The organism is Burkholderia sp. AU19243 (assembly GCF_018148075.1).
Taxonomy (GTDB): Bacteria; Pseudomonadota; Gammaproteobacteria; order Burkholderiales; family Burkholderiaceae; genus Burkholderia; species Burkholderia latens_A.
On sequence record NZ_JAGSTV010000048.1, the window covers coordinates 1 to 743 of the forward strand.

Annotated in this window: 1 protein-coding gene and 1 rRNA gene; both read left to right on the plus strand. The window is 52.9% G+C overall.

The window, feature by feature from the left end:
* Positions 1 to 12 precede the first annotated feature (12 nt).
* Positions 13 to 125 (plus strand): 5S ribosomal RNA (rrf, locus tag KDW55_RS29235).
* 153 nt (positions 126 to 278) lie between these two features.
* Complete coding sequence (locus KDW55_RS29240) at positions 279 to 656, plus strand: nucleotide pyrophosphohydrolase (RefSeq protein ID WP_349252616.1); 378 nt, start codon at positions 279 to 281, stop codon at positions 654 to 656.
* Positions 657 to 743 lie beyond the last annotated feature (87 nt).

Consider the following 743-nt stretch of genomic DNA (forward strand, 5'->3'; position numbering starts at 1 on the left):
CAACCCTCTTTGCCTGATGACCATAGCGAGTCGGTCCCACCCCTTCCCATCCCGAACAGGACCGTGAAACGACTCTACGCCGATGATAGTGCGGATTCCCGTGTGAAAGTAGGTAATCGTCAGGCTCTCCTCAAGCCAGAAACCCCCGCCCGAACCGGCGGGGGTTTTTGCATTTGCGGCGGCGGAAAGGCGTGCTGCGTACGCGGCATGGGTCACATTTCGTGCTCTATGCGCTCCGGGTTGCTATTGAAACTTTATATGCAGGCCCGGCGGAGAAAATAGTGGAATTGCAAGAACTTCGCGATGTGCTCCGACAGTTTGTAGCGGAGCGGGGTTGGCAGAAATTTCACACGCCCAAGAATTTGGCGGCGGCGCTGAGCGTCGAGGCTAGCGAGCTGCTGGAGCCGTTTCAATGGCTCGATTCGGGAGAGAAGGTAGAGCTTTCATCTGACCAGTTGACAGCGATCAGCCATGAGATGGCAGACGTTCTCGCGTACCTGGTGTTGCTGGCCGATAGATTGGAGATAGATCTCCATAAGGCTGCGCTGGAGAAAATTGAAATCAATCGAAAAAAATATCCAGCAGAGAAGGTGTTCGGAAAATCAAAAAAATACTCTGTTGATGTCCACGCAGAACTGACCCACCTGAGGCTGTAGTTTTCATCGAATTTTGACCCACGTGATTGAATGCCCTGCTCAATCTTTGAGCAGGGGATACAGAGGTGATCACGGTGGGCATATTGG